This is a genomic window from Streptomyces sp. WAC 01529 (assembly GCF_003945545.1).
GTDB lineage: Bacteria > Actinomycetota > Actinomycetes > Streptomycetales > Streptomycetaceae > Streptomyces > Streptomyces anatolicus.
This window is the reverse complement of the sequence record NZ_CP029617.1, coordinates 4,491,050-4,515,812: the sequence shown is the minus strand read 5'-3', so window position 1 is coordinate 4,515,812 and position 24,763 is coordinate 4,491,050. Positions and strand designations below refer to the sequence as shown.

The 24,763-nt window shown below is 72.2% G+C and carries 19 protein-coding genes; 3 read left to right on the top strand and 16 right to left on the bottom strand.

The window, feature by feature from the left end:
• Nucleotides 1-131: 131 nt before the first annotated feature.
• From tmk to bldG, 8 genes are all read right to left on the bottom strand, one after another.
• The gene (gene tmk, locus DMA15_RS20370; RefSeq protein ID WP_125514219.1) at nt 132-3,374 is read right to left on the bottom strand and encodes a dTMP kinase; all 3,243 of its coding nucleotides are present in this window, start codon (nt 3,372-3,374) and stop codon (nt 132-134) included.
• A gap of 83 nt (nt 3,375-3,457) precedes the next feature.
• A complete protein-coding gene (gene topA, locus DMA15_RS20365) occupies nt 3,458-6,265 on the bottom strand; it encodes a type I DNA topoisomerase (RefSeq protein WP_125514218.1) in 2,808 nt (935 codons plus the stop codon).
• A 540-nt stretch (nt 6,266-6,805) separates the two neighbouring features.
• Nucleotides 6,806-7,003 carry a hypothetical protein gene (locus DMA15_RS20360; RefSeq protein ID WP_125514217.1) on the bottom strand — a complete coding sequence of 66 codons (198 nt, stop codon included), beginning with the start codon at nt 7,001-7,003 and terminating at the stop codon, nt 6,806-6,808.
• Nucleotides 7,004-7,226: 223 nt separating this feature from the next.
• A complete protein-coding gene (locus tag DMA15_RS20355; RefSeq protein WP_164551797.1) occupies nt 7,227-8,771 on the bottom strand; it encodes a class I SAM-dependent methyltransferase in 1,545 nt (514 codons plus the stop codon).
• Between the two features lie 58 nt (nt 8,772-8,829).
• Nucleotides 8,830-9,417, bottom strand: a complete 588-nt coding sequence (locus DMA15_RS20350; RefSeq protein ID WP_125514215.1) for a small secreted protein — start codon at nt 9,415-9,417, stop codon at nt 8,830-8,832.
• A gap of 241 nt (nt 9,418-9,658) precedes the next feature.
• Nucleotides 9,659-12,061 carry a sodium-translocating pyrophosphatase gene (locus tag DMA15_RS20345; RefSeq protein ID WP_125514214.1) on the bottom strand — a complete coding sequence of 801 codons (2,403 nt, stop codon included), beginning with the start codon at nt 12,059-12,061 and terminating at the stop codon, nt 9,659-9,661.
• A 323-nt stretch (nt 12,062-12,384) separates the two neighbouring features.
• On the bottom strand, nt 12,385-12,825 hold the full coding sequence (locus tag DMA15_RS20340) for an ATP-binding protein (RefSeq protein ID WP_125514213.1): 441 nt from the start codon (nt 12,823-12,825) through the stop codon (nt 12,385-12,387).
• 81 nt (nt 12,826-12,906) lie between these two features.
• A complete protein-coding gene (bldG, locus tag DMA15_RS20335) occupies nt 12,907-13,248 on the bottom strand; it encodes an anti-sigma factor antagonist BldG (RefSeq protein WP_125514212.1) in 342 nt (113 codons plus the stop codon).
• A 78-nt stretch (nt 13,249-13,326) separates the two neighbouring features.
• On the opposite strand from bldG, the gene DMA15_RS20330 reads away from it, so the two are divergent.
• A complete protein-coding gene (locus DMA15_RS20330) occupies nt 13,327-15,786 on the top strand; it encodes a DEAD/DEAH box helicase (RefSeq protein ID WP_125514211.1) in 2,460 nt (819 codons plus the stop codon).
• 199 nt (nt 15,787-15,985) lie between these two features.
• Here the strand turns inward: DMA15_RS20330 and DMA15_RS20325 are convergent, their stop codons facing one another.
• From DMA15_RS20325 to ssd, 7 genes are all read right to left on the bottom strand, one after another.
• Complete coding sequence (locus DMA15_RS20325) at nt 15,986-16,339, bottom strand: Rv3654c family TadE-like protein (RefSeq protein WP_125514210.1); 354 nt, start codon at nt 16,337-16,339, stop codon at nt 15,986-15,988.
• Nucleotides 16,336-16,722 (bottom strand): TadE family type IV pilus minor pilin, encoded by a 387-nt coding sequence (locus DMA15_RS20320; RefSeq protein ID WP_125514209.1) that lies wholly within the window; start codon nt 16,720-16,722, stop codon nt 16,336-16,338. Before DMA15_RS20320 ends, DMA15_RS20325 begins: the two co-directional genes overlap by 4 nt.
• On the bottom strand, nt 16,709-16,912 hold the full coding sequence (locus DMA15_RS20315) for a DUF4244 domain-containing protein (protein ID WP_125514208.1): 204 nt from the start codon (nt 16,910-16,912) through the stop codon (nt 16,709-16,711). The genes DMA15_RS20320 and DMA15_RS20315 overlap by 14 nt, the downstream gene beginning before the upstream one ends.
• Nucleotides 16,913-17,023: 111 nt before the next feature.
• The gene (locus tag DMA15_RS20310; RefSeq protein ID WP_125514207.1) at nt 17,024-17,797 is read right to left on the bottom strand and encodes a type II secretion system F family protein; all 774 of its coding nucleotides are present in this window, start codon (nt 17,795-17,797) and stop codon (nt 17,024-17,026) included.
• Nucleotides 17,794-18,600: a type II secretion system F family protein gene (locus tag DMA15_RS20305; protein ID WP_125517904.1), complete on the bottom strand. Its 807-nt coding sequence runs from the start codon at nt 18,598-18,600 to the stop codon at nt 17,794-17,796. Before DMA15_RS20305 ends, DMA15_RS20310 begins: the two co-directional genes overlap by 4 nt.
• Nucleotides 18,601-18,650: 50 nt before the next feature.
• Entirely contained in the window at nt 18,651-19,826 is a 1,176-nt protein-coding gene (locus tag DMA15_RS20300) for a TadA family conjugal transfer-associated ATPase (RefSeq protein WP_125514206.1), read from the bottom strand.
• Nucleotides 19,823-20,944 (bottom strand): septum site-determining protein Ssd, encoded by a 1,122-nt coding sequence (ssd, locus tag DMA15_RS20295; RefSeq protein WP_240659873.1) that lies wholly within the window; start codon nt 20,942-20,944, stop codon nt 19,823-19,825. Before ssd ends, DMA15_RS20300 begins: the two co-directional genes overlap by 4 nt.
• A gap of 584 nt (nt 20,945-21,528) precedes the next feature.
• On the opposite strand from ssd, the gene DMA15_RS20290 reads away from it, so the two are divergent.
• Nucleotides 21,529-22,353: an HAD-IB family hydrolase gene (locus DMA15_RS20290; protein WP_125514204.1), complete on the top strand. Its 825-nt coding sequence runs from the start codon at nt 21,529-21,531 to the stop codon at nt 22,351-22,353.
• Nucleotides 22,354-22,856: 503 nt separating this feature from the next.
• Here DMA15_RS20290 and DMA15_RS20285 read toward each other — a convergent pair.
• Complete coding sequence (locus DMA15_RS20285) at nt 22,857-23,672, bottom strand: Fic family protein (RefSeq protein ID WP_125514203.1); 816 nt, start codon at nt 23,670-23,672, stop codon at nt 22,857-22,859.
• Nucleotides 23,673-23,773: 101 nt separating this feature from the next.
• On the opposite strand from DMA15_RS20285, the gene DMA15_RS20280 reads away from it, so the two are divergent.
• On the top strand, nt 23,774-24,754 hold the full coding sequence (locus DMA15_RS20280; RefSeq protein WP_125514202.1) for an ATP-binding protein: 981 nt from the start codon (nt 23,774-23,776) through the stop codon (nt 24,752-24,754).
• Nucleotides 24,755-24,763: the final 9 nt, after the last annotated feature.

Below are 24,763 nucleotides of genomic sequence, written 5' to 3'. Positions count from 1 at the left end.
TCGTCCCACCCGCTCATGGGGGTCACCGCCTTACGCTGCGCACTGCTCTTGCCGGACTGCCCATTGTGGAACACGCCACTGACAACCAGGGCCGCCCGGCTCCGAGCCTCTCCTCCGGTCCGTCTCCGCGATCAGCGCCGACGGCCGCGGCGCCCCCGCCTGCCCTCGCCGTCGGCGCCGTCCGCGCCGTGAGGGTCGTGGGCGTCGTCAACGGCGTCCTCGCGCGAGCCGAGCAGTTCGTCCGCCAGCGTCGGCATGTCGTCCGGCGTCTCCTCGGCCCACTCGGGCCCGGACCGCCGGGGCGTGCCCCGCTCGTCGATCTGGGGCAGCTCCCGCGTGCGTTCGTTGGCGCCCTCGGCGGCCGACGGACGCTCGTCCCGGAAGTAGCCGGGCGGCACCTTGTCCTCCTGGATGGCGGGCAGGACGGCCGTCTCGTCCGACGCCCCCGGAACCGGCGGCTGCGGCAGCACTTCGGTGTCCTCCGGCCCCGGCCCGTCGGGCCGCACCGCAGGCAGCACGGCGGTCTCGTCGGTCGCCCCGGCAGGCGGCGCCACCACGGGCGTGGTCACGGTGGTCTCGTTGTCCGGCACGGGCGGCTCGGACGGCGCGGATGGCACGGAGGGCGCGGGGGACGAGGGCGGCTCCGGGGAAGCCCCGGCCCCCGACTTGGCCGGCGCAACCGGCGCACTCGGAGCAGCCGGGGCACTCGGAGCAACCGGCGCACTCGGAGCAACCGGCGCGGAAGCGGGCGCGGCAGCCGAAGCCGCCTCAGCCGCAGCCGCCGCCGCGGAAGCCGCCGACGCCGCGGCCATCCGCCGCGCCTCCTCCGCCCGGAGCAACGCCTCCTCCGCCTTGCGCTGCTTCTCCAGCCGACGCTCCTCCGCCTCGGCCCGCAGCCGCGCCTCCTCCTCGACCTCCCGGCGGCGCCGCGCCTCCTCGGCGGCCCTGAGCTTCTCCTCGGCGAGCAGCCTGGCCTTCTCCTCCTCGGCCTTGCGGCGCGCCTCCTCGGCACGCTTGCGGGCCTCCTCGGCCTGCCGCTCGGCCTCGCGGCGCTGCGCCTCCTCCAGCTCGCGGCGCTTGCGCTCCTCCTCCTCGGCGCGCAGCTTGGCGAGCTGCTCCTGGCGCTCACGCTCCAGGCGCTCCTCCTCGGCCTTGCGGGCGGCCTCTTCCTCGGCCTTGCGCCGCGCCTCCTCCTCGGCGGCCTTGCGGGCCTCTTCCTGGGCCTTCACCTCGGCCTCGGAGAGCGGGAGGACCGTGTCGAGGCGGTGCCGGATCACGGTCGTGACCGCCTCCGGCTCCTGGGAGGCGTCGACGACGAGATAGCGCCCCGGGTCGGCCGCGGCGAGCGTGAGGAAACCGGACCGCACGCGCGCGTGGAACTCGGCGGGCTCCGACTCGAGCCGGTCGGGCGCCTCCGTGAACCGCTCGCGGGCGGCCTCGGGCGCCACGTCGAGCAGGCACGTCAGATTCGGTACGAGGCCACCGGTCGCCCAGCGGTTGATGCGGGCGACCTCGGTCGGCGAGAGGTCGCGTCCTGCGCCCTGGTAGGCGACGGACGAGTCGATGTACCGGTCGGAGATGACGATGGCGCCGCGCTCCAGGGCGGGCCGTACGACGGTGTCGACGTGCTCCGCGCGGTCGGCGGCGTACAGCAGCGCCTCCGCCCGGTGCGAGAGACCGGCCGAGGAGACATCGAGCAGGATCGACCGCAGCCGCTTGCCGACGGGCGTGGCGCCGGGCTCGCGCGTGACGACGACCTCGTGGCCCTTGGCGCGGATCCACTCGGCGAGCGCCTCGGCCTGGGTGGACTTGCCGGCGCCGTCACCGCCCTCCAGGGCGATGAAGAAGCCGGTGGCGCAGGGCGCCTGCACTGGGTCGTCACCGCCGCGCAGCGCGTCGAGGAGGTCCTGGCGCAGCGGCACGCCCTGCCGGTCGTCGGCCTTGGCGAGGACGAGCGCGGCCACGGGCAGGAGCAGCGCGCCGACCAGCATCAGCGTGAAGGCGGCGCCTCCGTGGTCGAAGACGAACTTGCCGTTGACCATGCGGTGCGGCCCGATCACGGCGGCGACCACGGGGGCCACGAGCGCGCCGAGCGCGACGCTCAGCCTGACGACCGCCTGGAGGTGCTCGGTGGTACGGGCCCTGCGGTAGTCCTCGACCTCCTGGTCGAGCAGCGCGTGCCCTATGTTCGCGGCGACGCCCGCGCTGACCCCGGTGAGGGCCAGGAGCAGCAGCACGGTCGTCACGTCGGGCACGAGGCCCGCGGCGAGCAGCGCGAGGCCGGTGAGGGCGATCGCGAGCGCGAGCAGCCGGCGGCGCGAGAGGGAGGGCAGCACGGACGGCGCGGTGCGGATGCCGACGACGGTGCCGCCGGTGAGCGTGAGGACGATCAGGCCGTAGGTGACGGGACCGCCGCCCAGGTCCTTGGCGTGCAGCACGGCGACGGCGACGGCCGCGGCGATGGCGGTGGCGACGGCGGCACAGGCGAGGACGAGCAGCGGGATGGCACCCGTGCGCCCCTTGTCGGTGCCGGTGCCCGTACGCGGCCTGCGCAGCCCTTCGAGGGGGCTACGCGCGCGTGGCGTCTGCGTACCGGGAAAGCGCAGGAGGTAGACGATGGTCAGCGACCCGGCGAAGAGCCCGGCCGCGAGGAACGAGGCGAGCCCCGCCTGGTGCAGCGCGAACCAGTCGAGCCCGGCGCCCAGGAGGTTGCCGATGAGCGTGATGGCGACGAGGGCTGCGGCCGCGAGGGGCAGCGCCACGAATCCCGTACGGAGCGACAGGCGCCGCAGCGCGTCCATGTGGTCCGGCAGCGGCCGTACCGTCGCGCCCTCCAGAGGCGGCGCGGGCAGCAGCGCGGGCGCCGCGCTCTCCCTGGAGACCGTCCAGAACCGCTCGGCGACGCCGACCACGAAGGAGGTCACCAGGACCACCGCGAGGGCGTTGTCCGGTGTCCAGTCGATCCACAGCGGCGCGACGATCAGGAGCGCCGCGCGCACGCCGTCGGCGCCGACCATGGTCCAGCGCCGGTCGAGCGGTCCGCCGGGTGAGGTGAGGGAGGTGAGCGGTCCAAGGAGCACCGCTCCGAAGAGCAGCGTCGCGAGGACACGCGCTCCGAAGACGGCGGTGATGGCGAAGGCCACGCCGCGGTAGCCGCCTCCGAAGGCGCCTTCCGCGATGGCCGACTGGAGCGCGAGAATCACCAGCACGAGCAGAGCGAGCGCGTCGCCGACACTGCCGACGAGTTGCGCGCTCCACAACCGCTTCAGCTGCGGTACGCGCAGCAGAGCGCGGACCGCACGCTCTCGGGAATCTGCGACCAGGGCGTCGTCGGGGGCCGGGATTCCGGCCGTTGGCTGCTCGGCACGCGTCATCCGTCCAGCCTATCTGGACGGACAACTTCCTCGTCGGCCCACCCGAACAAACGACCGCAAGGCCGCCCGCCCCCGCCGCGCCGTCAGTCCTCCGAAGCAGCCTTGCTGGAAGCGGCCGTCTTCTTGGCGGTCGTCTTCTTAGCGGTGGTCTTCTTGGCAGCCGTCTTCTTGGCGGCGGTCTTCTTGGCGGGTGCCTTCTTGGCGGGCGCCTTCTTGGCCGTCTTCTTGGCCGGGCCCTTCGCCCGCTTCTCCGCGAGCAGCTCGTAACCCCGCTCCGGAGTGATGTCCTCGACCGAGTCCGCCGCCCGCAGCGTCGCGTTGGTCTCGCCGTCGGTCACGTACGCCCCGAAACGGCCGTCCTTGACGACGACGGGCTTCCCGCTGACCGGGTCCTCGCCCAGCTCCTTCAGCGGCGGCTTCGCGGCCGCGCGCCCCCGCTGCTTCGGCTTGGAGTAGATCTCCAGAGCCTCTTCCAGCGTGATCGTGAAGAGCTGCTCCTCGCTGTCGATGGAGCGCGAGTCGGTGCCCTTCTTCAGATACGGGCCGTATCGGCCGTTCTGCGCGGTGATCTCGACGCCCTCGGCGTCGGTGCCGACCACACGCGGCAGCGACATCAGCTTCAGCGCGTCCTCAAGGGTGACCGTGTCGAGCGACATGGACTTGAAGAGCGAGGCCGTGCGCGGCTTGACCGCGTTCTTGCCGGTCTTCGGAGTGCCCTCGGGGAGGATCTCCGTCACATACGGGCCGTAGCGCCCGTCCTTGGCGACGATCTGGTGGCCCGACGCCGGGTCGGCGCCCAGCTCGAAGTCCCCGCTCGGCTTGGCGAGCAGCTCCTCCGCGTACTCGACGGTCAGCTCGTCCGGCGCCAGGTCCTCGGGGACGTCCGCGCGCTGGTGCTCCTCGGAGTCCCGCTCGCCGCGCTCGATGTAGGGGCCGTAGCGGCCCACGCGCAGCATGATGCCGTCGCCGACGGGGAAGGACGACACCTCGCGGGCGTCGATCGCGCCCAGGTCGGTGACGAGCTCCTTGAGGCCGCCGAGGTGGTCGCCGTCGCCGTTGCCCGCGTCGGCCGCGCCGCCGGAGGCCTCGCCCTCGCCGAAGTAGAAGCGCCGCAGCCACGGCACGGCCTGCGCCTCGCCCCGCGCGATGCGGTCGAGGTCGTCCTCCATCCTGGCGGTGAAGTCGTAGTCGACGAGTCGCCCGAAGTGCTTCTCCAGGAGATTGACGACGGCGAACGACAGGAAGGAGGGGACGAGCGCCGTCCCCTTCTTGAAGACGTACCCGCGGTCGAGGATGGTCCCGAGGATCGACGCGTACGTCGACGGGCGGCCGATCTCGCGCTCTTCCAACTCCTTGACCAGCGAGGCCTCGGTGTAGCGGGCCGGGGGCTTGGTCGCGTGGCCGTCGACCGACAGCTCGTCGGCGGAGAGCGCGTCGCCCTCGCTGACCTGCGGAAGCCTGCGCTCGCGGTCGTCCAGCTCGGCGTTCGGGTCGTCGGCGCCCTCGACGTACGCCTTGAGGAAGCCGTGGAAGGTGATGGTCTTGCCGGACGCGCTGAACTCGGCGTCACGGCCGTCGGAGGCGCGGCCACCGATCTTGACCGTGACGGAGTTGCCGGTCGCGTCCTTCATCTGGGAGGCGACGGTCCGCTTCCAGATCAGCTCGTAGAGCCGGAACTGATCACCGGTCAGACCGGTCTCGGCGGGCGTGCGGAAACGATCACCCGACGGGCGGATCGCCTCGTGCGCCTCCTGCGCGTTCTTGACCTTCCCGGCGTACGTACGCGGCTTGTCCGGCAGGTAGTCACTGCCGTAGAGCTGCGTGACCTGCGCGCGAGCGGCGGAGACCGCTGTGTCGGACAGGGTCGTGGAGTCCGTACGCATATAGGTGATGAAGCCGTTCTCGTACAGCTTCTGGGCCACCTGCATGGTCGCCTTCGCGCCGAAGCCGAGCTTGCGCGAGGCCTCCTGCTGCAGCGTCGTCGTACGGAACGGGGCGTACGGCGAGCGGCGGTAGGGCTTGGACTCGACGGACCGTACGGAGAAGTCGGTGTTCTGGAGGGCGGCGGCCAGCGCGCGGGCGTTCGCCTCGTCCAGGTGCAGGGTGCCCGCGCTGCCCGCCTTGAGCTGCCCGACGGAGCTGAAGTCGCGGCCCTGCGCGATGCGCTTGCCGTCGACCTGGGTGAGGCGGGCGACGAGCTGCGACGGGTCGGAGGCGTCACCGGCGCGGCCGGTGCCGAAGGTGCCGGTCAGGTCCCAGTACTCGGCGGAGCGGAAGGCGATGCGCTCGCGCTCCCGTTCGACGACGAGGCGGGTGGCCACGGACTGGACGCGGCCTGCCGACAGGCGCGGCATGACCTTCTTCCACAGGACCGGCGAGACCTCGTAGCCGTAGAGGCGGTCGAGGATGCGGCGGGTCTCCTGGGCGTCGACCATGCGCTTGTTCAGCTCGCGCGGGTTGGCGACGGCGCTGCGGATCGCTTCCTTGGTGATCTCGTGGAAGACCATCCGGTGGACGGGGACCTTGGGCTTCAGGACCTCCAGGAGGTGCCACGCGATGGCTTCGCCCTCGCGGTCCTCATCGGTGGCGAGGAAGAGTTCGTCGGAGTCCTTCAGGAGGTCCTTGAGCTTCTTGACCTGCGCCTTCTTGTCGGCGTTGACGACATAGATGGGCTGGAAGTCGTGCTCGACGTCCACGCCGAGGCGGCGCACCTCGCCGGTGTACTTCTCGGGCACCTCCGCGGCGCCGTTGGGGAGGTCGCGGATGTGCCCGACGCTGGCCTCGACTACGTAGCCGGGGCCGAGGTAGCTCTTGATCGTCTTCGCCTTGGCAGGCGACTCGACGATGACGAGTCGGCGGCCGCCCTGTGCGGTCTCGCTGGTCGGGGACAACTTCGCTCTTCTCTCCGGTCGACGCTCGTTGGCAGTGCGCGATGGCATTGCTCGTGGCAGTGCTCTTGGCCGTGCGGTGGCAGTGCTCGCATGGCTTGCGTTGCGCTGTCGCTGCGGAGTGTGACGGTACATCCCGCCCCCGTGTCAAACGGGAAAAGCCCGCAACGGCCACTCGAACGGTAACCCGACTACCGCCATTCCTGCCGCCCGGAGTGGCGACCTGCCGTTTCGACGCCCTGCCCGGGCGACGACCTCGTCACACCGGCGCGATCACCGGACCCGTCCCCTCCCGGGTCCTGGAGCACTCCCCTATGTCGCGCTGGAACGGCTCCCTCCGCCGCGTCGGACCGAGCCCCTCCGCCCCACCGAAGTGCGCCTCCTCTCCCTACGGGAGTACGACCCGCCGCGCCACCGGAACCCGCCCCCGAGCCCCACCGCCGTACGGCCGTCCGCCCGCCGGGGCACGACACCTCGCCCCTGCCGGAATACGACGCCCCACCTCACCGGAAGGAGGCGGTCCGCCACGGCTCGGCGGTCGTGTCACAGGCGAGTGAAACACCACACTCCGAGAAGCAGCGCCCCGGATCCCGCGAGCGCGGCGAGCGTCGCCGATGCGACGGGCTTCACACCGTGTGCGACGGGCTCGCGGTGCGCGACCCGCGCCCCGGTCCACAGCAGCAGTCCTGCGCCGAACAGCGCGAACACCGTTCCGGCGAAGATCGCGGGTGCGCTCTCCATGGCCCTTGCCTCCCCGTGCAGCTCTTCCTCGGCGGTCCGCGAGGAGGCTGGCACGGCCGGGAATCGGGAGCGCGAAATCCGGGTGAACGGCGGACGGCCCGCTCAACCGTCGTACGTATCCGAATCGCCGCATACGTACGGGATGTTGGCCGATTTCACCGCCCCCGGGGCCCCGGGGGCTGCCGCACGGGCCGGGAGCGTCCGCGCCCGGAGCTGTCAGGCCCTACGCCCCGACGGGCAGCAGGAAGCCCTGCTCCACCAGGAGCCTGATCTGCGCGGGCGTGCGGTCCCGCAGCAATACCGGGTCCTCGCCGACCAGTTGCGCGATGGCGTCCAGGATCCGTCCGGCGCTCAGCGAACCGTCGCACACGCCTGCGAATCCGGCGCCCACCGTGTCGACTTTGGTGGCCCGGCGCATCCCGCGGTGCTGGCGCAGGACGACGTGCTCCGGGTCCTCGGCGCCCGGCAGCCCGACCTGCTCCTGCATGACCTCGTCGGCGAGCTTGAAGTGCCCGGCGAGCAGCGCCGCGTCGTCGTGGGTGCGCAGGTAGTCCTGGCGGTCGAAGAACTCCTGCACCGTCTCGCCGAGCGGCTGCTCGACGGGGTGCGGCCACTCCTCGACGGTCACGGTCGGCTCGGCGGCCCCGGTCTTGCGCAGCGTGATCCAGCCGAACCCGACGGCCCGCGTCCCGCGCGCCTCGAACTCGTCCAGCCACGCCTCGTACCGCCGCGCGTACGCCGTGGGGTCCTGGCGGTGGTCCCCCGCGTCCCGCAGCCACAACTCGGCGTACTGCGTGATGTCCTGCACCTCGCGCTGGACGATCCAGGCGTCGCAGCCGCGCGGCACCCAGGAGCGCAGGCGGTCCTGCCACTCCTCGCCGTCCACGTGCTGCCAGTTGGCCAGGAAGTGCGCGTACCCCCCTTCGTTCAACCGCTCCCCTGCCTCCTGAACGAGCGACCGGCACAGATCGTCCCCGCCCATCCCGCCGTCGCGGTAGGTGAGCCGGGCGCCCGGCGAGATCACGAAGGGCGGGTTCGACACGATCAGGTCGTACGTCTCCTCGCCCACCGGCTCGAAGAGGGAGCCCTCGCGCAGGTCGGCCTCCGGGGCCCCGGAGAGGGCGAGCGTGAGCCGGGTGAACTTCAGTGCCCGCGGGTTGAGGTCGGTCGCCGTCACGCGCGTGGCGTGCTGCGCGGCGTGCAGGGCCTGGATGCCGGAGCCGGTGCCGAGGTCGAGCGCGCTGCCGACCGGCGTCCGCACGGTGATCCCGGCGAGCGTGGTGGACGCCCCGCCGACGCCGAGGACGACGCCTTCGTCATGGCTGCCGATGCCGCCGGCGCCGCCGACCGCGCAGCCCAGGTCGGAGACGATGAACCAGTCCTCGCCGCTCGGCCCGCCGTACGGCCGCACGTCCACGGTCGCCCGCAGCTCACCGCCCTGCCCGGCCAGCCAGCGGCTCTCCAGGAGAGCGTCGACGGGCAGGACGTCCGCCACGCGCGCGTGGGGCACGGTTTCCTGGAGCAGGAAGAGGCGCACGAGGGCCGCGAGGCCGCTGTCCCCGCGGGTGGCCCGCAGCGCGGGCACGGTCTCGCTGCGCGCGAGCGCGGCGTAGGCGGGCGCCCCGAGCAGTTCGAGCAGCCCGTCGGCGGTGAAGTCGGCGGCGAGCAGAGCCTGCCGCAAGGAGGCGGCTACGTCGGCGCGGTCGGACGAGGGCAGGGGGAGGCTGGCGTTACTCACGCCCCCATTGTGACCCGCGAGCGGCTCCATGGCCCTGCCCCGGCGCGGGCGGTCGGTACCCGGGCGCCGGGGCAGTGTGGAGCGGGGGTCAGTTCCCTGCCGACGGCGTGGCGGAGGCGCTCTTGCAGCTGTCCTGCTTGCCCATCGCCTTGCCGACCTCCCCCTCCTGCAACTTCTCCAGTGCCTCGTTGCCGCTCTTGCTCAGCTTGTCCAGCTCGCCCGCGACGTCCTTGAGGCCGTCGGCGAAGTCCGCCTGGTTCTTGGTGTCCAAGCCGTCGACCTGCTTCTTCAGGTCCTCGTACGACTTGGAGATGCCGTTCAGCTCCTTGACGGCGTCATCCGTCTTCTTCTGCCCGTCGTCGACCGGCGGCGCGCCCGCGTCCTTCACGGAGGCGCCCATCGCCTTGTAGGCGTCGGACATGTCCTGGAACGCCTTGGAGTCGGTCTTCTGGACGTCGGCCGGCGAGCTGTTGTCGGAGGTCTCCTTCTGGATCGCGGCGTTGGCGTCCGCGATCTTCTTCGACTGCGGCTGGACGGAGTCGCAGACCTTCTTGGCCCAGTCGTCCAGTTCCTTGTTGCCGTCGTCGCTGCTGCACCCGGACAGAGTGAGTACCAGTACCGCACCGCCGGACAGTGCGGCTGCAAGCTTCTTGTTCACCGGATTGGTCCCTTCCATGGCTCTCGGCCCCGGAACTTACACGCCAAACGAGCGACAAACGCATGCCGTGGGTCCGATACAACCCCTATTGCAGCCATTTGCACCAAGCAGATGGCGGGAAGCGCGAGAGAAGGCTCACGGCCCGTCAGACGCCCGGCCCACCGCCGCCCCGGCCGGGGGCGTACGCCCATACGACGACGGGCGGACGGCGCATCAAAATGCGCCGCCCGCCCGCGTGTTGGACGCGTCCCGCTCCGGTCTACGAAACGACCGCCGGGTCGGCCGACTTGGCCGTCCGCCCGGCGTTGCCCTCGTCCCCGACGGCGATGCCCCGCCGCTTGGAGACGTAGACCGCGCCGATGATGACCGCGATGGAGGCCCCCGCGATGAGGACCCGCATGCCGACGCTGGCATCGTCCCCGTAGCTGAACTTGATGACCGCGGGCGCGATGAGCAGCGCCACGAGGTTCATCACCTTCAGCAGGGGGTTGATCGCCGGGCCCGCGGTGTCCTTGAACGGGTCGCCCACGGTGTCGCCGATGACGACCGCGGCGTGGGCCTCACTGCCCTTGCCGCCGTGGTGACCGTCCTCGACGAGCTTCTTCGCGTTGTCCCAGGCACCACCGGAGTTGGCGAGGAACACCGCCATCAGCGTGCCCGTGCCGATCGCGCCCGCCAGGAACGAGCCGAGCGCGCCGACACCGAGCGAGAAACCGACCGCGATCGGCGTGAGCACGGCGAGCAGACCCGGTGTGGCCAGCTCGCGCAGCGCGTCCTTGGTGCAGATGTCGACGACGCGTCCGTACTCGGGCTGCTCGCTGTAGTCCATGATCCCGGGGTGCTCGCGGAACTGCCGCCGCACCTCGTAGACCACGGCCCCGGCCGACCGCGACACCGCGTTGATCGCAAGCCCCGAGAAGAGGAAGACGACCGCGGCGCCGAGGATCAGGCCCACCAGGTTGTTGGGCTGCGAGATGTCCATCACCAGGTTCATCGGGGCGCCGTCGCCGAGTTTCTCGCCGACGTCCTTGGCCGCGGTCGCGATGGCGTCGCGATACGACCCGAAGAGCGCCGCCGCCGCGAGGACCGCGGTCGCGATGGCGATGCCCTTGGTGATGGCCTTGGTTGTGTTTCCGACGGCGTCCAGGTCGGTGAGCACCTGCGCGCCCGCGCCCTCGACGTCACCGGACATCTCGGCGATGCCCTGCGCGTTGTCGGAGACGGGACCGAAGGTGTCCATGGCGACGATGACGCCGACGGTGGTGAGCAGGCCCGTACCGGCCAGCGCGACCGCGAAGAGGGCGAGCATGATCGACGTACCGCCGAGCAGGAACGCCCCGTAGACGCCGAGCCCGATGAGCAGCGCGGTGTAGACGGCCGATTCGAGACCGATCGAGATGCCCGCCAGTACGACGGTGGCGGGACCGGTCAGCGAGGTCTTGCCGATGTCCCTGACGGGACGCCGGTTGGTCTCGGTGAAGTAGCCGGTGAGCTGCTGGATCAGGGCGGCCAGCACGATGCCGATGGCCACGGCGGTGAGCGCGAGGACCCGCGGATCGCCGTTGTGGCCCGCGATCGCCGCGTCCGTGATGCCGTCAAGATCCGCGTACGAGGACGGGAGGTAGACGTAGACGGCCGCGGCGACGAGCACCAGCGAGATGACCGCGGAGATGAAGAACCCGCGGTTGATGGCGCTCATGCCACTGCGGTCGGCGCGCCGCGGGGCGACCGCGAAGATGCCGATCATCGCCGTCACGACGCCGATGGCCGGGACGATCAGCGGGAAGGCGAGCCCGGAGTCGCCGAACGCCACCTTGCCGAGGATCAGCGCGGCGACGAGCGTCACGGCGTACGACTCGAAGAGGTCGGCGGCCATACCGGCGCAGTCGCCGACGTTGTCGCCCACGTTGTCGGCGATGGTCGCGGCATTGCGCGGATCGTCCTCCGGAATGCCCTGCTCGACCTTGCCGACCAGGTCGGCGCCGACGTCGGCGGCCTTGGTGAAGATGCCGCCGCCGACACGCATGAACATCGCGATCAGCGCGGCTCCGAGTCCGAAACCTTCGAGCACCTTCGGCGCGTCGGCCGCGTAGACGAGCACCACGCAGGAGGCGCCCAGCAGGCCGAGACCGACGGTGAACATGCCGACGACGCCGCCCGTGCGGAAAGCGATCTTCATGGCTTTGTGCGAGACGGCGGTGAGATCCTTTTCGGGTTCTCCTTCCGCCGGAGTGGCCTCCCGGGCGGCGGCCGCGACGCGCACATTGCTGCGCACGGCGAGCCACATACCGATATAGCCGGTGGTCGCCGAGAACGCCGCTCCGATCAAGAAGAAGATCGAACGTCCGGCGCGCTGATTCCAGTCGTCCGCGGGCAGCAGCATGAGCAGGAAGAACACCACGACGGCGAATACGCCGAGCGTGCGGAGCTGCCGGCCCAGGTAGGCATTCGCGCCTTCCTGGATCGCCCTCGCGATCTTCTTCATGCTGTCGGTGCCCTCGCCGGCCGCGAGTACCTGGCGCACCAGGACCCCGGCGACGACGAGCGCGGCGAGCGCGACGGCCGCGATGACCATCACGATAAGCCGATTGTCGTCCGTAAGGACTGCGGCTGCGAAGGTTGAGGGGTGGTCAAACTGATGAGGGGAAGAAAGCCCCGCCATTCGTCCTCCTTGACGCTGGGGCTGAGCTCAAGATGTGGACGGATTGTAGGGAGCGGAACCTGATCAAAACAGAGCGCCACTAACGCAATTGACCTGAGATTGCTTCTCAACAAATGATCGCGGCCGCAGATTGGCCCCGAAAGCGGTAATGCCTCAAAACCGTTGACGCCAGTCATTGATCTAGAGAAATAAGTGATCAGAATAAGAAAAGGCCCTGTTCACCGTGGTGGTGACAGGGCCTGGCAGAGCGAGCGGGCGTACGGTTTCGGAGGCCCCGGGGCGGGGGCGCCGACTGCGGGGCCGCCCAGAGCGGGTGGCGTGGGTCAGGGCAGAAGTGGCGCGGGGGTCGTCGGCCACCTCATGCGGATCAGGCCACCGGACTCGCCGGCGGTGACCTCGACGTCGTCCACGAGGCCGCTGATGACGGCGAGACCCATCTCGTCCTCGCCCTCCGCCTCCAGCTCCTCGCCCTCACCGGGCCGCGCGCCGGGCGCCCGGTCACCGGGTGCCGAACGGGGTGCCTCGTCCCCGACCTCGATGGAGAACTGCTTCTCGTCCTCGATCAGCGCGACCCGCACCGGCGCGTCGACGCCGTTGCTCTGGTGCAGCCCGACGGCGCGCGTGCAGGCCTCGCCGACCGCGAGCCTGACCTCGTCGAGGACGGCCTCGTCCACTCCGGCCCTGCGCGCGACCGCGGCCGCCACGAGGCGGGCCGTCCTGACGTGCTCGGGCAGCGCGCTGAAACGGAGTTCAACGGTGGCCATGCATCCCCCTCGGACGTACGCGCGTGCTGTCAGGGGGCCGGGCCGCAGGCCCGGCCCCCTGCTGTACTGCCACTGCGGGCCTCAGTCGGTGGCCGAGACCGCTTCCTCGACCGAGGTGTGGATGGGGAACACCTTGGTGAGGCCTGTAATGCGGAAGATCTTGAGAATGCGCTCCTGGTTGCAGACCAGGCGCAGCGAGCCCTCGTGGGCACGCACACGCTTCAGGCCGCCGACCAGCACGCCGAGTCCGGTGGAGTCGAGGAAGTCCACGCCCTCCATGTCGACGACCAGATGGAAACTGCCGTCGTTCACCAACTCGACCAACTGCTCGCGCAGCTTGGGCGCGGTATAAACATCGATTTCGCCACCGACCTCGACGACCGTACGATCGCCGACGGTACGGGTCGACAGGGACAGGTCCACGGATCCTCCAGCACCTTGCTATCGAGCGGTCATCCCTCGGGACACCTCGGCAGCCCCCAGGACGGATCGCCAGCCGCGATGGCATTCAATCACTTACCGGCGGGCGAGCACGACGCCTTGGGACCATTGTCCATCCCGCCAGTGACACACTCGATGCCGATGGCCAAAAATTCTCCCACCGGAGGACCCTCCTCGGGCGCCCCGGCACAGACGTCCCCGCGGGCGGTCCTCGACCGGCTCACCGCTGGGCCGAGCCGTGCATCGCGCGTCACTCATACGGAGCACTTGCCCCCACGTGCGGCTCGGTATGCAGTCTGGCCCGACCGCATCCGCGCGGAGGTCATATCCGCCGTTCGGGCGGCGGGCATCGAGCGTCCATGGGCCCATCAGGCCCTGGCGGCCGAGCACGCCCTCGACGGCGAATCCGTGGTCGTGGCCACCGGCACCGCCTCCGGCAAGTCCCTGGCCTACCTCACACCCGTCCTCTCCGCCCTCCTCGACGGCTCCGAGGCACCCAACGGGCGCGGCGCCACCGCCCTGTACCTGGCCCCCACCAAGGCCCTGGCGGCCGACCAGCGCCGCGCCGTACGCGCACTCGCCGCCCCGCTCGGCAACGCCGTACGCCCCGCCGTGTACGACGGCGACACCCCCTTCGAGGAACGCGAATGGGTGCGCCAGTACGCCAACTACGTGCTGACCAACCCCGACATGCTGCACCGCGGGATCCTCCCCTCCCACCCCCGCTGGTCCTCCTTCCTGCGCGCCCTGCGGTACGTCGTCATCGACGAGTGCCACACCTACCGCGGCGTCTTCGGCTCCCACGTCGCCCAGGTCATACGCCGTATGCGCCGCCTCTGCGCCCGCTACGGCTCCGACCCCGTCTTCCTGCTGGCCTCCGCCACCTCCGCCGACCCCGCCGTCTCCGCGGAGCGCCTCATCGGCCTGCCCGTGAAGGAGGTCGCCGACGACGCCTCACCCCGCGGCGAACTCGTCTTCGCCCTGTGGGAGCCGCCGCTCACCGATCTGCACGGCGAGAAGGGCGCCCCCGTCCGCCGCACCGCCACCGCCGAGACCGCGGACCTCCTCACCGACCTGACCGTCCAGGGCGTCCGCTCGGTCGCCTTCGTACGCTCCCGGCGCGGCGCCGAGCTGATCTCGGTGATCGCCCAGGAACGCCTCTCCGAGGTCGACCGCTCCCTCGCCCGCCGCGTCGCCGCCTACCGCGGGGGCTACCTCCCCGAGGAGCGCCGCGCCCTGGAGCGCGCCCTGCACTCCGGCGAACTCCTCGGCCTCGCCGCCACCACCGCCCTCGAACTCGGCGTGGACGTCTCGGGCCTTGACGCCGTCATCATCGCGGGCTATCCCGGCACGCGCGCCTCCCTCTGGCAGCAGGCGGGCCGTGCGGGGCGCTCCGGACAGGGGGCCCTGGCCGTGCTGGTCGCCCGGGACGACCCGCTGGACACGTATCTCGTCCACCACCCCGAAGCGCTCTTCCAGCAGCCCGTGGAATCCACCGTCCTCGACCCCGACAACCCGTACGTCCTCGCGCCCCATCTGTGCGCCGCCGCCTCGGAACTCCCCCTCGTGGACGAGGACTTCGCCCTGTTCGGTCCGGCCGCCGCGGAACTGCTCCCGCAGCTGGAGGCCGCGAAGCTGCTGCGCCGCCGGGCCAAGGCGTGGCACTGGACCCGCCGGGAGCGGGCCGCCGACCTCACCGACATCCGCGGCGAGGGCGGCAAGCCCGTCCAGATCGTCGAGGAGGGCACGGGACGGCTGCTCGGCACCGTCGACGCGTCCGCCGCGCACGCCACCGTGCACGAGGGCGCCGTCCACCTCCACCAAGGCCTCACGTATCTCGTGCGCCATCTCGACCTGGAGGACTCCGTCGCCCTGGTCGAGGAGGCCGTGCCGCCGTACTCCACGACCGCGCGCGACACCACCTCCATCTCCATCCTGGAGACGGACGTCGAGGTCCCCTGGGGCGAGGGCCGCCTGTGCTACGGCTCCGTCGAAGTGACCAACCAGGTCGTCTCCTTCCTGCGCAGGAGGCTCATCACGGGCGAGGTCCTCGGCGAGACCAAGCTGGAACTCCCTCCTCGTACGCTGCGCACGCGCGCCGTCTGGTGGACGGTCACCGAGGACCAGCTGGACGCCGCCCGCGTCCATCCCGAGATCCTCGGCGGCGCCCTGCACGCCGCCGAGCACGCCTCCATCGGCATGCTGCCGCTGTTCGCCACGTGCGATCGCTGGGACATCGGCGGCGTCTCCGTGCCGCTGCATCCGGACACGCTCCTTCCCACGGTGTTCGTGTACGACGGCCATCCGGGCGGGGCCGGGTTCGCCGAGCGGGCCTTCCACACGGCGCGGGAGTGGCTCACGGCCACCCGGCAGGCGATCGCCTCGTGCGAGTGCGAGGCGGGGTGCCCTTCGTGCATCCAGTCCCCCAAGTGCGGCAACGGCAACGAGCCGTTGCACAAGCGGGGGGCTGTGCGGCTGCTCTCCGTGTTGTTGCGGGATGGGGAGGGGGCGACCCACTGAGCCTCGGCCGGTTCGGCCGGGAGCCGTGGGCCTGCCCCGCGGCAGCGTGGCCCCGCCCCTACGCGCACCGCTCGGTGCCGTGAGACGGGGGGTGGGTGGGAAAGCATCCGCCGCGGAGCGGCGGTCCAGGCCCCCCACGACGGCGGGGAAGAGGCGACACCCACCCCGCGCCGCGCGGCACGGCGTACACGGGGCCCCGTCACGAGGGCGGCCCCGCGCGAGAGCGGACCTCCGCCGAGAAGGCGCCGACAGACGCAGCCGCCGTGACCTCCGAGACATCCCCCCGCACCACGCACCGCACCAGCCGAGCCCCCTGCTCCCGGGCCACCCGGCCAGCCCCCGCACAGGCCGCCGACGCGCCCGCCGCCCACCGGTCCGCCGCGGCCAGCGCCGCCAAGTCCGCCGCGCCGCCCGCCCGATGCCGGGCCACGACGGCCTGCCCCATCGCGAGCACCGCGCCGCAGACCACGCAGAGCACCGCCATCACCACCGCCACCCACACCGTGGCCGCCCCGCGGTCCCGGTCGGGCCCGCGCCACACCCCGCCCCTCATACGCCCACCCCCACCGTCTCCTCCGCCAATGCCACCGCCTCCGACCGCAGCCTCAGACCGAGGCCCAGCGCTCCCGGGCCCGGTGCGTCCGCCACGACCTCGACCCGCACCAGGTCACCGTCGCGTCGCACGGACACCCGCGCCCCTCGCGGCGCCGCCTCCCGTGCCGCCGCCGCGGCCACCGCTTCCGGGTCCTGCCGCGCCGCCGCGCGGGCCCCTGCCCTGGCCGCGTCCACGCACTGGATCTGCGCGCACGCGGCCAGCAGCGTCCAGACCAGTGCCATGGCGAACAGGACCAGCGTCGGCAGCACCACGGCCGCCTCCGCCGTCACGAACCCCCGGTCCCCCGCGGGTGGCCTCGGCCCGCGTTCAGAACGGCGCATTGAGTGCCTTCTCCACCAGCGCCTGCAGAGCCGCCCTGACCTGGCCGCTCGTCACCACCTTGTAGAGCAGCCCGGCAAACCCCACCGCCGCGATCAGCCCCATCGCGTACTCGGACGTGACCATCCCCGCGTCCCGGCCCGCCGCGCGAGCCCGTCGACGCAGCGTCCGTGCGTAATCCCGTGCATACATGTCAACCCCCGTGATGTTGGTGCGTGTTGCCGCCGCCCGATTGGTCGCGGCAGTCGGCTTTCCGTGTCCTCAGTCCGTTCTCAGCAGCCTTCAGTCCGTCCTCAGCGGCCTTCACTCCGTCCTCAGCAGGCCCTCCGCCAGCCCGATCAGCACCGGCAGCACCCCGACCGCGACGAACGCCGGGAGGAAGCACAGGCCCACGGGCGCCGTCATCAGGACCGCCGCCCTTCGCGCCCTGGCCGTGGCCGCCCGGGCCCGCGCGGCCCTGGCGTCCGCGGCGAGGCGTGCCACCGGTTCCGCGGCGGGTGCTCCAGAGTCACCTGCGCGTTCCAGGAGCCGGGCCAGCGGGGCCGCGTCCGGTATCGCCGCCAACTGGCGCCACGCGTCGGCTGGTTCGCTGCCCAGCCGCACTTCCGCCGCTCCTCGTGTGAGCCGCTCGCCGACCGGGCCCCGCAGCGACTCCCCGACGGCTCGGGCCGCTGAGACAGGGCTCGCTCCGGCGGTCACGCAGGCCGCCAAGAGGTCCGCCGCCAGCGGTAGTTGATGGGCCGCTTCCGGCGCGTCCGGCTCGCGGGTGGGCGTGCGCGTCCGCCGCCAGCGCCATGCGCCGTAGCCCACCGCCGCCCCCGTCACGAGCCCGGGAGCCCCGCCCACCAGGGCATAAGCCGCGCCGGCCACACCGGCGACCGGGAACCAGGCACGCGCTCTGCCGCCCAGGCCCGACCACCGCTCCCCGCGCCGCGCCATCGGCCTCTCCACGCCCAGCGCCTGCCCCACCCTGCGCCGCAGCGCCCTCTCGCGCCGCGCGGCCAGCACCGTCAGCGTCAGCCAGAGCACGGCCGTGACTCCCCACACCGCCACCCCCAGCCTGTGGACAGAACTCATCGCCCCTCCGCCCCTCGCACGATCCGCAGCGCCCACCACACCCCGGCGCCCTCAAGCACTCCGCCCGCCGCCAGACAGCCGAGCCCCGCGCCCGTGTGCAGCAGCACCCGCAGCGGCTCCGCCCCCAGCGCGCCGCCCATCAGCAGCCCGAGCACCGGCAGCCCCGCGAGCATCACGGCCGTCGACCGCGCCCCCGCCAACTGGGCGCGCAGATCCGCCCGCTGGTCGCGCTCCGAGCGCAGCGCGCCCTCCAGCCGCTCCAGCCCCGCCGCCAACCCCGCACCCCGGTGCACCGCCACCCGCCAGCACGCCGCGAGCCCCAGCAGCCCCTCCGCCCCCGGCTCCCGCGCCGCCTCGCCCAGCGCCCCCGGCACATCCCCGCCGAACCGGGCCGCCGCCAGCACCGCGCCACGCCCCTCCCCGGTCCCGGTGCACCCGTCGGCGCCCGTATCGAGGGCCAGCCGCAACGCCTCCCCCGGCTGCCGCCCCGCCCGCACCTCGCCCGCGAGCGCCCCGCACAGCGCGATCACCGCCTCGCCGCGCCGCTCGCGCTCCCGGCGCGCGTCCCTGGCCCGCCGCACCCGCCCCGCCAACGGCACTCCCGCCGCACCCGCGACCAGTGGCAGCGGTGACTCCCCGAGGACCGCCACCACCGCTCCCGCCAGCAGGCACCACCACTCGTGCCCCACCCGACCGCGGCCGACGGCGAGGGCCCGGCGCCAGGACCGGCCACCCGCCTTCTCGCCCACCCCGGCCCCGAGCACCACCCGAACGCGCCGGGCCGTGCGATCCCGGCCCTCCATCAGCCAGGCCGCGCTTCCCGCGCACACGACCGCCGCCCACACCGTCGTACTCACACCGCACCGCCCCCGTCCGCGCCTTCCAGGAGCGCGCTCAGCCGCGCCCACCCCGGCCCCTCGGTGAAGGCGTCCCGACCCCACCGCAGCGCGGGCACCGTCACCACCAGGCCCGACCCGGCACGCTCCAGCACATGCACCTCGGCGATGCGGCGACGGCCCGCCCGGTCGCGTACGAGATGGATCACCACCGACAGCGCGGCCGCCAACTGGCTGTGCAGAGCGGCCCGGTCGAGCCCTGCGGCCGTCCCCAGGGCCTCCAGTCGGGCGGGCACGTCCCCCGCAGCGTTGGCGTGCACCGTGCCGCAGCCGCCCTCGTGTCCGGTGTTCAGCGCCGCCAGGAGATGGATCACCTCGGCGCCCCGCACCTCGCCGACGACCAGCCGGTCGGGCCGCATCCGCAGCGCCTGGCGCACCAAGTGGTCGAGGCCGACGAGACCGGCCCCCTCCTGGTTCGCAGGGCGGGATTCGAGCCGGACCACATGGGGGTGGTCGGGCCTCAACTCCGTGGAGTCCTCGGCCAGCACGATCCGCTCCTTGGGGCCGACCAGACCGAGCAGCGCGCTCAGCAGGGTCGTCTTTCCGCTGCCCGTGCCCCCGCTGATCAGGAAGGACAGCCGGGCGTCGAGCAGCGCCCGCAGCACCCGGTCGCCTCCGGGTGGCACCGTCCCCGCCTCGACCAGCTCCGTGAGAGTGAAGGCCCGGGGCCGCACCACCCGCAGCGAGAGGCAGGTGGAGCCGACGGCGACCGGCGGCAGGACGGCGTGCAGCCGGGTGCCGTCCGGGAGGCGCGCGTCCACCCAGGGCCTCGCGTCGTCCAGGCGCCGCCCCGCGACGGACGCGAGGCGCTGCGCGAGGCGGCGCACGGCTGCCGCGTCCCGGAACGTGACCTCCGTCAGCTCGAGGCCGCCGCCCCGGTCCACCCAGACCCGGTCCGGTGCGGAGACCAGCACATCGGTCACCGAGGCGTCCGCGAGCAGTGGCTCCAGAGGCCCCGCGCCGACCAGCTCCGAGCGCAACTGCGCGGCGGCGCCGAGCACTTCGGTGTCCCCGAGGACCCGGCCCTGCGCCCGCAGCGCCTCGGCGACCCGCGCCGGGGTCGGTTCCGTGCCGTTCTCCGCGAGCCACTGGCGGACCCCGTCAAGCATCCGCGCCCCCACGACCGCGCTCATACGCCCCCTCCGAGGGCCTCGGCCGGCAGCCGTCCCCAGAAGGCGGCGCAGAACCGGGCCAGCGGCCCGCGCGCGGCACCAGCGGGCGGCACCCCCGCCGCCTGCGCCTCGGGCAGCCCCGCCTCCCAGGGCACTTCCCCCACAAGCGGCAGTCCGAGCAGCCCCGCGACCTCCTCCGCGTCGAGCCGCCCGAGGCCCGGCGAGCCCGCGCCCTTGGGGACCACCACCCGCAGATCCCGCAGCACGAGCCCGGCCGCCGACGCCACCCGCCGCGCCCCCGCCACCGCGCGCAGCTCCGGCGGCACCACCAGCAGGCCCAGGTCGATCTGGGCCAGCGCCTCGGCGACCGTCTCGTCCACCCGGCGCGGCAGGTCGACGACGACCACACCCCCGCGTCTGCGGGCCGCGGAGACGACCGCCCGGACGGCCTCCGGGGCGACCGCCACCGCATCCCCTCGGTCCCAGCTCAGGACCCGCAGCGCGTGCAGCTCCGGAAGGGACTCCTCCAGCGCTCCTCCGCCGACCCTGCCCCGCGACGCGGCGAAGGCCGGCCAGCGCAGCCCCTCGGCCGTCTCACCCCCGAGGAGGACGTCGAGGCCGCCGCCCAGCGGGTCCGCGTCGACGAGCATCGTGCGCCGCCCCTCGCGGGCCGCCGTGACCGCGAGGGCGCAGGCCAGGGTGGAGGCCCCGGCACCGCCCCGTCCCCCGATCACGCCGACGGTGAGCGCGGGCCGCCCCACGCCCTCGGCCACGTCCGCGATCCGGTCCACGAGCCACTGCTCGCCGTCGGGCAAAAGCAGCACATGGTCGGCACCGATCTCCACCGCCCGCTGCCAGACACCGGAATCGTCCTGATCCCGCCCAACCAACACGATCCCGCGCCGCCGCGCGGCCCCGCGCAGCCGGCCGGCCGCGTCGTCGCCGACGAGGACGAGCGGGGCCGAGTCCCAGCCCCCTGCGCGGTCGGGCCCGCCATGGTGCACCTCGGGCCGCGCCCCTGCCGCCGCACACAGGCGCAGCAGGTCATCGAGGAGATCCACGTCCTCCGTGAGGATCAGCGGTCCGCCGTGCCGTCCGTCGGGCGGCGCGGCCCCACCCTGTGAAATCAGTCCACCCACGATCTCCATCCCCCTCTCACACAAGCCCCTGTGAATGCCGCGCTCCGCATGGGCGAAGAACCGGGCAAAGCAATCCGGCCATGAACTTCGCGAGCGGAACGGGCGGAATCAGTGTGCGGCGATCCGGGAAATCGTGTGGATCTTGGTCAATAACTGTGGACAAGGCGATGCCTGTGAATATCTCCGTCACCCAAACCAGTGACATCGCAACGGCTTCACGTCGGCTTCGCGCCACGTTCGCGCTGTCTTCCCAGGGCCTTCCGCCGACTTCCCGAAGACTTCCGCAGAGCAGCGCTACGGCTACACACAGTGACGGATCTTGGGCAGACCTCAAAAACGCCGGGAGGGCGCAGGGAGGGCCCCGAAGGTCGGAAGATGATCGACGGAGGGCTCAAAAACCCATCCGGACATGCGACGACCCCCGCCGGGGGGGAGAGCGGGGGTCGTCCCCACGGTCCGACTCGGGGGGGGAGGAGCCAGACCGGGTTAGCACGGTCGCGAACGATCCGTGACTTCCATGGTGTACCCGAGAGCCTTCTCAGGCAAACCCACGCGCCTCAGCTTACGCCGAATGGTGGGCGCCTATGCTCAAGCCTGTGGAAAACCACTCCTTGCCTCGCACGGCCGCCTTCTTTGACCTGGACAAGACGGTCATTGCGAAGTCGAGCACGCTCACGTTCAGCAAGTCGTTCTACCAAGGCGGCCTGATCAACCGCAGGGCGGTGCTGCGCACCGCGTACGCGCAGTTCGTCTTCCTGGCGGGCGGTGCCGACCATGACCAGATGGAGCGGATGCGCCAGTATCTGTCCGCGCTGTGCCGCGGCTGGAACGTGCAACAGGTCAAGGAAATCGTCGCCGAGACCCTGCACGACCTGATCGACCCGATCATCTACGACGAGGCCGCGTCCCTCATCGAGGAGCACCACACCGCGGGCCGCGATGTCGTCATCGTCTCCACCTCGGGCGCCGAGGTCGTCGAGCCGATCGGTGAACTGCTCGGCGCTGACCGGGTGGTGGCGACCCGCATGGTGGTCGGGGACGACGGCTGCTTCACCGGCGAGGTGGAGTACTACGCGTACGGCCCCACCAAAGCGGAGGCGATCAAGGAGCTGGCCCGCTCGGAGGGGTACGACCTCGACCGCTGCTACGCCTACAGCGACTCGGCGACCGATCTGCCGATGCTCCAGTCCGTCGGGCACCCCTTCGCCGTCAACCCCGACCGCGCCCTGCGCAAAGAAGCCCTCACGCGCGCGTGGCCGATCCTGGACTTCCACCGCCCCGTGCGGCTCAAGCAGCGCCTGCCCGCCCCGCCGAGGCCCGCCCTCGTCGCGGCGGCCGCGGTGGGCGCGGCGGCGGCCACGGCGGGCCTCGTCTGGTTCGCGAGCCGGCGCCGCGCCGCGGTGGGCTGACCAGCGCGATGACCAGGGCGGGGGCCAGGGCGGTGACCAGGGCGGACACCGGCGCGAGACCAGCCCGGAAGCCACGCCGGGAGTCACGCTAGAAGCCACCGCGAGACCCCGCGTCCGATTCGCTCCTATTTGAACCCAAAAGTAAAGAAGTACGGCCAGGACTTCCGCTTGCCCCAGGACTGGAGTACAAAGGAGTCAACGGCCCGCGAGACCAAGGACATCCGAGAGGATTACCTTAAAACGCAACCACGGCCCCACGGACCGAAGCATGGACATCGAGCACCCACGCGACGTCGACCCGTCGATTACGGGCCAGCCGCACCAGGTGACGGGCCAAGTTCCCGACCTGATGGGCAACATTTCGAGGACGCTTGGTAACCCGGTGAACATGCCAGCGGCGGTACGGAATTCCGTACCGCCGCAACCCTTTCCCGGACCGTCCGGGCCCCGCGAGAACCCTCTTACGCGGCCCCACGCTGGAGCTACGCGGCCCCGCACCGGAGCTACGCGGCCCCGCGCTGAAGCGCCTCGCAGACCGCCGTCGACTCCCTGACGCCCAGCTCAACGGCCTTGCCGCAGTGGGCGATCCACGCCGCCATGCCGTCCGGCGTGCCGGACGCGTACCCGTCCAGAGCCGCCACATAGGCTGCCCGGCCCAGCTCCGCGTGCCCCGCCTCCGCCGGGCAGATCGACTTCGGGTCGAGGCCGCTGCCCACCAGGACGATGCGCTCGGCGGCCCGCGCGACCAGGCCGTTGTGCGAGGCGAAGGGCCGCAGGCTGAGCAGTTCGCCGTGGACCACGGCGGCCGTCACGAGGGCCGGTGCCGAGCTGCCCGCGATGATCAGCCGCGACAGGCCCTCCAGCCGCCCCGCCACCTCGTCCGCGTCCGGCAGCGGAAGCTCGATCAGCGGCTCCTCGACGGGCTCGCCCGCCAGCCGCGGGCGCCCCGCGGCCGAGTCCGAGTCGGCCGCCGCGACCAGGTGCAGCCGCGCCAGGACCCGCAGCGGCGACTGCCGCCAGATGGACAGGAGTTGCCCCGCCTCGGCGGTCAGCCGCAGGGCCCCGCCGACCGTGCGCGCCTCGCCGTCGCCGCTGAAGTCACTGCGCCGGCGCACCTCCTCAAGGGCCCACTCGGCCCCGGAGAGCGCGGCGGAACCCCGGGCGCCGCGCAGTGCGGCCTCGGAGGTGATCTCGTTGCTCCGGCGCCGCATGATCCGGTGCCCGTAGACCCGGTCCACGGCCTTGCGCACGGAGTCCACGGAGTCGGCCACGCCGGGGAGCGTCCCCAGGGCCACGAGCGGATCGGGTGTCGTACTCATGAGTACGACCCTACGTACTCCGGGCGCCCGCTCCACGAAGGAGTGGTCTTCTTCACGCGGAGCGAGTACGGCACGTAAGGAAGCCACTACGCTTTGTGGTCATGAAAATCGCTTTCGTAGGGAAGGGCGGCAGCGGCAAGACCACGCTGTCCTCGCTCTTCATCCGCCACCTCGCCGCCGCCGGCGCGCCCGTCATCGCGGTGGACGCCGACATCAACCAGCACCTGGGCCCCGCGCTCGGCCTCGACGAGGCGGACGCCGCCCGGCTGCCCGCCCTCGGCGCGCACCTGTCCCTGATCAAGGACTACCTGCGCGGCACCAACCCGCGGATCGCCTCCGCCGACACGATGATCAAGACGACGCCCCCGGGCGAGGGCTCACGGCTGCTGCGGGTGCGCGAGGACAACCCCGTTTACGACGCGTGCGCCCGGCCCCTGGAACTCGACGGCGCCACCGTCCGTTTGATGGTCACCGGGCCGTTCACCGAAGCCGACCTCGGTGTGGCCTGCTACCACTCCAAGACGGGAGCGGTGGAGCTGTGCCTGAACCACCTGGTCGACGGCCGCGATGAGTACGCGGTCGTGGACATGACCGCGGGCTCGGACTCCTTCGCCTCCGGCATGTTCACACGCTTCGACATGACGTTCCTGGTGGCCGAGCCGACGAGGAAGGGGGTCTCCGTCTATCGCCAGTACAAGGAGTACGCCCGTGACTTCGGCGTCGACCTCAAGGTCGTCGGCAACAAGGTGCAGGGCCAGGACGACATCGACTTCCTGCGCGAGCAGGTCGGCGACGACCTCCTGGTGACCGTCGGGCACTCGGACTGGGTGCGCGCCATGGAGAAGGGCCGCCCGCCCCGCTTCGAGCACCTGGAAGAGGACAACCGCCGTTCCCTCCAAGCGCTTCAGGCCACCGTCGACGCCTCGTACGAGCGACGGGACTGGGAGCGCTACACCCGCCAGATGGTCCACTTCCACCTGAAGAACGCGCAGAGCTGGGGCAACGAACGGACGGGTGCCGACCTGGCTGCCCAGGTCGACCCCGACTTCGTGCTTCGCGAGCAGTCGGTCACCCCTGCCTGACCCACCCGC

Coding starts and splice junctions, on each gene's coding strand:
- tmk (WP_125514219.1), bottom strand. CDS start 3,374: ATGACGCGTGCCGAGCAGCCAACGGCCGGAATCCCGGCCCCCGACGAC.
- DMA15_RS20360 (WP_125514217.1), bottom strand. CDS start 7,003: ATGGAGAGCGCACCCGCGATCTTCGCCGGAACGGTGTTCGCGCTGTTC.
- DMA15_RS20355 (WP_164551797.1), bottom strand. CDS start 8,771: ATGGAGCCGCTCGCGGGTCACAATGGGGGCGTGAGTAACGCCAGCCTC.
- DMA15_RS20350 (WP_125514215.1), bottom strand. CDS start 9,417: ATGGAAGGGACCAATCCGGTGAACAAGAAGCTTGCAGCCGCACTGTCC.
- DMA15_RS20345 (WP_125514214.1), bottom strand. CDS start 12,061: ATGGCGGGGCTTTCTTCCCCTCATCAGTTTGACCACCCCTCAACCTTC.
- DMA15_RS20340 (WP_125514213.1), bottom strand. CDS start 12,825: ATGGCCACCGTTGAACTCCGTTTCAGCGCGCTGCCCGAGCACGTCAGG.
- DMA15_RS20330 (WP_125514211.1), top strand. CDS start 13,327: ATGGCATTCAATCACTTACCGGCGGGCGAGCACGACGCCTTGGGACCA.
- DMA15_RS20325 (WP_125514210.1), bottom strand. CDS start 16,339: ATGAGGGGCGGGGTGTGGCGCGGGCCCGACCGGGACCGCGGGGCGGCC.
- DMA15_RS20320 (WP_125514209.1), bottom strand. CDS start 16,722: ATGCGCCGTTCTGAACGCGGGCCGAGGCCACCCGCGGGGGACCGGGGG.
- DMA15_RS20315 (WP_125514208.1), bottom strand. CDS start 16,912: ATGTATGCACGGGATTACGCACGGACGCTGCGTCGACGGGCTCGCGCG.
- DMA15_RS20310 (WP_125514207.1), bottom strand. CDS start 17,797: ATGAGTTCTGTCCACAGGCTGGGGGTGGCGGTGTGGGGAGTCACGGCC.
- DMA15_RS20305 (WP_125517904.1), bottom strand. CDS start 18,600: ATGGAGGGCCGGGATCGCACGGCCCGGCGCGTTCGGGTGGTGCTCGGG.
- DMA15_RS20300 (WP_125514206.1), bottom strand. CDS start 19,826: ATGAGCGCGGTCGTGGGGGCGCGGATGCTTGACGGGGTCCGCCAGTGG.
- DMA15_RS20290 (WP_125514204.1), top strand. CDS start 21,529: ATGCTCAAGCCTGTGGAAAACCACTCCTTGCCTCGCACGGCCGCCTTC.
- DMA15_RS20285 (WP_125514203.1), bottom strand. CDS start 23,672: ATGAGTACGACACCCGATCCGCTCGTGGCCCTGGGGACGCTCCCCGGC.
- DMA15_RS20280 (WP_125514202.1), top strand. CDS start 23,774: ATGAAAATCGCTTTCGTAGGGAAGGGCGGCAGCGGCAAGACCACGCTG.